Source organism: Achromobacter sp. (genome assembly GCF_036567245.1).
Taxonomy (GTDB): domain Bacteria; phylum Pseudomonadota; class Gammaproteobacteria; order Burkholderiales; family Burkholderiaceae_B; genus Achromobacter.
In genome coordinates, this window is the sequence record NZ_DATCUY010000676.1 from 1 (window position 1) to 6777 (window position 6777).

Sequence of the window (6777 nt, forward strand, 5' to 3'; positions counted from 1 at the left end):
GGTGGCGGATTGGCTGGCGCAAGCCAGTGTGGATGAGATGCGGGAGGTCATAGCGGATTATGGCGAAGAACGGTTTGCTTTTCAGGTTGCAAAGGCGATTGCTGCTCGCCGCGCAACAAGGCCGCTGCGCACCACGCTCGAACTTGCCGAGTGCGTCGCCAGCGCCGTCCGCACGCGCGAAAAGGGGCAGCATCCGGCCACACGCACCTTTCAAGCTCTACGGATTTACATCAATCGGGAACTCGAAGAGCTCGCGCGCACCCTCGCGGCAGCTCTAGACCTGCTCGCCCCGGGAGGGAGGTTGGCGGTGATCAGCTTTCATTCGCTCGAAGACCGCATGGTCAAGCAGTGCATCGCGGCGGCGGCTCGTCCGGCCGCCGCGCATGCGCGCCTGCCCCTGCGGGAAAGCGAAATGCCTCAGCCGGTCCTGCGCTCCCTCGGACGCGTGCTGGCCGAAGACGATGAGGTTTCGGCCAACGCCCGCGCCCGTTCCGCCGTCCTGCGCGTCGCCGAACGCACCGAAACGCCGTTGCCCGCCGAGGGCGGCTTCGCGTTCGTGAAGATCGGCTCGCTGCCGGGCAGCGACCTGGCTCCTCCGCCGCGCCGCGGCAAGGGGGGGCGTCGCTAATGGGTCGCGTCAACCTGATCGTTGCGGCTTTGCTGATGCTGTCGGCCATTTCCCTGGTCACCAGCCGGTATCAGTCGCGCCAGCTCTTCATCGAGCTGGGCCGCGATCAGGCGCACGCACGCGACCTCGAAACCAGTTGGCGGCGTCTGCAGCTCGACCGAGCCGAACTCGCCCGCAACGCGCGGGTGGACGCTATCGCGCGTGACGGCCTGAAGATGATTTCCATCGTTCCGGACCGCACGCTGTACATGAATCAGGCGCCTGTCTCCGCCAGCGGAGGCGCGCAATGAAACGCGTCCCCTTCTTCGACAACCCCGTGCTGCGCGGGCAATTGCCCACGTGGCGCGCGCGCCTGGTGCTGATCCTGCTGTTCGGCGGATTCACCGTGCTGGCCGGCCGCGCGTTGTTCCTGCAGGGGCTGTCCACTGAATTCCTGCAGCAGCAGGGCGAGCGGCGCTATGAGCGCACGCTGACCCTGGCCGCCACGCGCGGCAAGATCATGGACCGCAATGGCGCGGTGCTGGCCTCCAGCGTGCCGGCGCGCGCCATCTGGGCGATTCCCGAAGACGCCAAGCAGGCCACTGCGGCGCAGATGGACACCTTGGCGAAGCTGCTGGAAACGCCCTTGGCCGATCTGCGCCACCGCCTCGTCGACGAAGACAAGAACTTCGTCTACCTGAAGCGCCAGGTCTCCATGGACGTGGCCGACAAGATCAAGCAGTTGGGCATGCCGGGCGTGCACCAGCAGCCCGAGACTCGCCGCTACTACCCGGATGGCGACGTGATGGCCCACGTGGTGGGTTTCAACAGCGTCGAGGACCAGGGGCAGGAAGGCGTCGAACTGACGTTCAACCAGCAGTTGTCGGGACGTCCGGGCAGCCGCCGCGTCATCAAGGACCGGCTGGGCCGCGTGATCGAGGACGTGCAGGCCGTGACCCTGCCGGTGGACGGCCGCGACCTGCGTCTGTCGATCGACACCCGCCTGCAGTACCTGGTGTTCAAGGCCCTGAAGGACGCCATGGACAAGCACCAGGCCAAGGGCGCGACCGCCGTGGTCGTGGACGTGCACACGGGCGAGATCCTGGCCCTGGCCAACGTGCCGACCTTCGATCCGAACAAGCGTGAAACCTTCCATGGTTCCAAGCTGCGCAACCAGGCCATCACCGACACTTTCGAGCCTGGCTCGATCATGAAGCCGTTCACCGCCGCGCTGGCGCTGGACCTGGGCCGCATCAGCACCAAGACCCTGTTCGAAACCGGCAATGGCCGTTTCCAGTATCAAGGCAGCACGATCAGCGATGTGAGCCGCAACGGCACGCTGGACGTGGCCGGCGTGCTGCGCAAGTCCAGCAACATCGGCATGACGATGATCTCCGAGAAGCTGGAATCCCGCGAAATGTGGGACCGCTTCACCGAATTGGGCCTGGGTCAGGCGCCCCAGGTGGGATTTCCCGGCGCGGCGCCCGGCCGCCTGCGTCCGTGGGACCGCTGGCGCCTGATCGAAAAGGCCACGATGGCCTATGGCTACGGCCTGTCGGTGTCGCTGCTGCAGGTGGCGCGCGCCTATACCGTTTTCGCCCGCAATGGCGACATGGTGTCGCTGACGCTGGTCAAGCGCGACAGCGACCCCACCAGCGTCAAGATCTACACGCCCAAGACCACCGAAATGGTGCGCGGCATGCTGGAAGCGGCCGCTGGTCCTGAAGGCACCAAGGCCGCCCAGGTGCAGGGCTATCGCGTGGCCGGCAAGAGCGGCACGGCGCGCAAGATCGTCGACGGCAAGTACAGCATGCAGCGTTATCGGAGCTCCTACGTGGGCTTCGCTCCGGTGTCGGATCCGAAGATCGTCGTGGCCGTGTCCATCGACGAGCCGACGGTTGGCGGCTATTACGGCGGCGCTATCGCCGCGCCCGTGTTCTCCCAGATCGTGGGGGGGAGCTTGCGGCTGATGGGGGTGCGCCCGGACGCGCCCTTCGAATCCACAATTGTTGCTGGTCTCAAGGAGCCAGGCAGATGAGCGCCAAAGGCTTCCTCTTCAACCCTGTCGCCACGGTTGCCGAAACCGTGGCGTGGTTGCATTCGCGCGTGTCGTTGACCGCGCACCTCAAGCTGGACTCCCGCGAGATCGAGCCGGGCGATGTTTTCGTCGCCTGCCCGGGTCTGTCCAGCGACGGACGTCTCTATATAGAGAAGGCGTTGGCGCTGGGCGCCAGCGCGGTATTGTTCGAAGCCCCCGCCAACGATGCCGTAGCGGCGGTGGCGGACCAGGCCCCGATGCTGCCGGTGACCGGCCTGCGCGCCCTGTTGGGCGAGCTGGCCGACACCTGGTATGGCCGGCCCTCGGCCGAGCTGGCGGTGGTGGCGGTGACGGGCACCAACGGCAAGACTTCATCGGTGCAATGGATCGCGCATGCGCTGAGCCGCAATGACAAGCCCTGCGGCACCATTGGCACCCTGGGCGCCGTGCTGCCCGATGGGCAGACGCTGGGCGGCGACCTGACGACGCCCGACGTGCTGACCGTGCATCGCACGCTGGCCGCCATGCGCGACGCCGGCGCCAAGGCCGTCGCCATGGAGGCATCCTCCATCGGCATCGAGCAGGGCCGGATGGACGGCGTGCGTGTTGCGTTGGCCGCCTTCACCAATTTGACCCGCGACCATCTCGATTATCACGGCACGATGGAACGGTACGAGGCCGCCAAGGCGCGCCTGTTCCGCTGGCCGGGCCTGACCGCAGCCGTGATCAACGCCGACGACGAAGCCGGACGCCGGCTGATCGCCGATCTGCCTGCCGGCATGGCCATGGGCTACAGCCTGAGCGCTGACCCGGCGATTCCCGCCGGCATGCGCGCGCGCGATCTCCAGGCCACCGCCCAGGGCCAGATCTTCACGCTGGTGTCGCCGCATGGCGAGGCTCAGATCGTGACCCGCCTGCTGGGCGCGCACAACGTGTCGAACCTGCTGCTGGTGGCGGGCGTGCTGTATCAATTGGGTCTGCCGTTTGCGCAGATCGCGCGCGAGCTGGCAGCGACGGACCCCGTCGACGGCCGCCTGCAGACCGTGGATCCGGTGGCGCACAGCACCCAGGCCGCTACGGGCCGAGGCGCGCTGGTGGTGGTGGACTACGCGCATACGCCCGACGCGCTGTCGCGGGCGCTGTCCGCCTTGCGCGCCGTCGCGACCGCGCGCTCGGGTCGCCTGATCTGCCTGTTCGGCTGCGGTGGCGAGCGCGATCCGGGCAAGCGCCCCGAGATGGGCCGTATCGCCGCCGACCTGGCCGACCACGTGGTCGTGTCCAGCGACAACCCGCGCACCGAATCGCCCGAAGCCATCGTCGAACAGATCCTGGCCGGCATTCCCGACAGCGTGCGCCCCGACGTGCAGGTGGACCGTGCGCGCGCCATCATGCAGACCATCTGGGCGGCTGCGCCCGATGACGTGGTGCTGCTGGCCGGCAAGGGGCATGAAACCTATCAGGACATCGGGGGCGAGAAGCTGCCCTTCGATGACCGCGAATGGGCGCGGCTGGCGCTGCTGGTGCCGCAGGTCAAGGGCGTGTCCACCGACACCCGCCGCATCGGCCAGGGCGAATTGTTCGTGGCGCTGGTGGGCGAGAACTTCGACGCGCACAACTATCTGGACCAGGCCGAGGCACGCGGCGCCTGCGCGGCCGTGGTGGCGCATGCCGTGCCTGATGCCAAGCTGCCGCAACTGGTGCTGGGCGACACGCGCATCGCGCTGATGCGCATTGGCGCCGCCTGGCGCGCGCAGTTCGCGCTGCCCGTGGTGGCGGTGACCGGCAGCAACGGCAAGACCACGACCAAGGAAATGATCTCGGCCATGCTGGCCGAGTGGCAGGGCGAGGCGGGCCGCCTGGCGACCGCCGGCAACCTGAATAACGACATCGGCGTGCCGCTGACCCTGCTGCGCTTGCGGCCGGAGCACCGGGCAGCCGTATTCGAGCTGGGCATGAACCACCCCGGCGAGATCGCGCAATTGGCTGCGATCGCCGCGCCCACGGTGGCGCTGGTGACCAACGCCCAGCGCGAGCACCAGGAATTCATGCACAGCGTGGAAGCCGTGGCCCACGAGAACGGCGCGGCCATCGCGGCGCTGCCCGAGGACGGCGTCGCAGTCTATCCCGGCGATGAGCCTTATTCGGCGATCTGGGACGCGCTGGCCGAGCCGCGACGCGTGCTGCGCTTCGGTCTGCAACCCGGCCTGGACGTGTATGCCGAGCAGATTCTCGCGGACGTGCACGCTACGCGTTGCCGCGTGGTGACCCCGGTGGGCGTCGCGGATCTGGCGCTGCCGGTGCCGGGCCTGCATAACCTGCGCAACGCGCTGGCGGCTATCGCCAGCGCGATCGCCGCCGGCGCGCCCCTGGAAGGCGCGGTGCGTGCCCTGGCCGGGTTCAGCCCGGTCGCGGGCCGCATGCAGCACAAGCATATGAGTGACGGAACGTTGCTCATTGATGACACCTACAATGCCAACCCCGACTCGGTGCGCGTGGCCGTGGACGTGCTGGCCCGCATGGCCGGCAAGCGCGTCCTGGTGCTGGGCGACATGGGCGAGGTCGGGGACAACGGCCCCGCCATGCATGTCGAGGTGGGCAATTACGCGCGCGAGCATGGGCTCGACGCGCTCATCACGCTAGGCGAAGCCAGCCGGGCGGCCGCGGCCGCATTCGGTGTGGGGGCGCACGCCTGCGCATCGGTAGACGAAGTGGTTGCCGCGTTGCGCGGCTTGCGCGCGTCCTGCGTATTGATAAAGGGATCGCGCTTTATGCGCATGGAGCGGGTGGTGACGGCTTTTTCTACGAATGAAGGTGTGGCGGCCAAGGGGCAGGGAGAGCAGAATGCTGCTTGAAATCGCCCGCATGCTGTCTGACGATGTACGCGCGCTGGGGGTGTTCGAATACATCACCTTGCGCGCCGTGCTGGCGTGCGCGACCGCGCTTTTGATCGGCCTGGTGGCTGGTCCGCGCGTGATCCGCAAACTGACCGAGATGAAGATCGGCCAGGCCGTGCGCTCCTACGGCCCGGAAACCCATCTGGTCAAGACGGGCACCCCCACCATGGGCGGTGTGCTGATCCTTATTTCCATCGCCATCAGCACCTTGCTGTGGGCGGACTGGACCAACCGCTTCGTGTGGGTGGTGCTGCTGGTGACTTTCGGCTTCGGCTGGATCGGCTGGATGGACGACTACCGCAAGGTGGTTTATCGCGATCCGGAAGGCATGCCCGCGCGGCAGAAATTCTTCTGGCAGGCCACCATCGGCATCGTGGCCGCGGTGTATCTGGCGTTCGCCGTGTCGGCGCCCGCCAATACCGAGCTATGGCCCTTGTTCAAGGCCTGGGTCGGCAGCGGCTTCACGATGCCCCTGCCGACGCGCGCCGACCTGATCGTTCCGTTCTTCAAGAGCGTGAGCTACCCGCTGGGCGTGCTGGGCTTCGTGGCGCTGACCTGGGCCGTCATCGTGGGCACCAGCAATGCCGTGAACCTGACCGACGGCCTGGATGGCCTGGCCATCATGCCCACCGTCATGGTGGGCAGCGCGCTGGGCATCTTCGCGTACGTGGTCGGCCGTGTGGACTATTCCAAGTATCTGCTATTCCCCTATATCCCGGGCGCATCGGAACTGATGGTGCTGTGCGCCGCGATTGGCGGCGCCGGTCTGGCGTTTTTGTGGTTCAACGCGTATCCGGCGCAAGTCTTCATGGGCGACGTGGGCGCGCTGGCGCTGGGCGGCGCATTGGGCACCATCGCGGTCATCGTGCGCCAGGAAATCGTGCTGTTCATCATGGGCGGCGTGTTCGTGGTCGAGACCCTTTCCGTGATGATCCAGGTGACGTGGTTCAAGTACACCAAGCGACGTTATGGAACAGGTAGACGCATTTTCCGCATGGCCCCGTTGCATCATCACTTTGAAGTGGGTGGCTGGAAAGAAACCCAGGTGGTCGTGCGTTTCTGGATCATCAGCATGATGCTGGTGCTGATTGGCCTCTCTACCCTGAAGTTGCGATGAATACGATGGAAACCTCCCGCGCAGACGCGCCGCTCGTCCTGATCCTCGGATTGGGCGAGACGGGTGTCGCCGCCGCTCGCTGGTGCGCCCGCCTGGGCGCCCGCTTGCGCGTGGCTGACAC

At 66.9% G+C, this 6777-nt stretch carries 5 protein-coding genes; all 5 read left to right on the forward strand.

Going from position 1 to position 6777, the window contains the following annotated elements; translation table 11 throughout:
- Positions 1–628, forward strand: a 628-nt coding sequence (gene rsmH / locus VIR09_RS28855; RefSeq protein WP_332015986.1) for a 16S rRNA (cytosine(1402)-N(4))-methyltransferase RsmH, incomplete at its 5' end; no start/stop codon positions are given.
- A complete protein-coding gene (gene ftsL / locus VIR09_RS28860) occupies positions 628–918 on the forward strand; it encodes a cell division protein FtsL (RefSeq protein ID WP_207472113.1) in 291 nt (96 codons plus the stop codon). The genes rsmH and ftsL, both read left to right, overlap by 1 nt.
- On the forward strand, positions 915–2645 hold the full coding sequence (locus tag VIR09_RS28865; RefSeq protein WP_332015987.1) for a penicillin-binding protein 2: 1731 nt from the start codon (positions 915–917) through the stop codon (positions 2643–2645). Before ftsL ends, VIR09_RS28865 begins: the two co-directional genes overlap by 4 nt.
- Positions 2642–5497: a bifunctional UDP-N-acetylmuramoyl-L-alanyl-D-glutamate--2,6-diaminopimelate ligase MurE/UDP-N-acetylmuramoyl-tripeptide--D-alanyl-D-alanine ligase MurF gene (gene murF / locus VIR09_RS28870; protein ID WP_332015988.1), complete on the forward strand. Its 2856-nt coding sequence runs from the start codon at positions 2642–2644 to the stop codon at positions 5495–5497. The genes VIR09_RS28865 and murF overlap by 4 nt, the downstream gene beginning before the upstream one ends.
- Entirely contained in the window at positions 5487–6656 is a 1170-nt protein-coding gene (mraY, locus tag VIR09_RS28875; RefSeq protein WP_207472117.1) for a phospho-N-acetylmuramoyl-pentapeptide-transferase, read from the forward strand. The genes murF and mraY overlap by 11 nt, the downstream gene beginning before the upstream one ends.
- Positions 6657–6777: the final 121 nt, after the last annotated feature.

Coding starts and splice junctions, on each gene's coding strand:
- mraY (WP_207472117.1), top strand. CDS start 5,487: ATGCTGCTTGAAATCGCCCGCATGCTGTCTGACGATGTACGCGCGCTG.
- murF (WP_332015988.1), top strand. CDS start 2,642: ATGAGCGCCAAAGGCTTCCTCTTCAACCCTGTCGCCACGGTTGCCGAA.
- ftsL (WP_207472113.1), top strand. CDS start 628: ATGGGTCGCGTCAACCTGATCGTTGCGGCTTTGCTGATGCTGTCGGCC.
- VIR09_RS28865 (WP_332015987.1), top strand. CDS start 915: ATGAAACGCGTCCCCTTCTTCGACAACCCCGTGCTGCGCGGGCAATTG.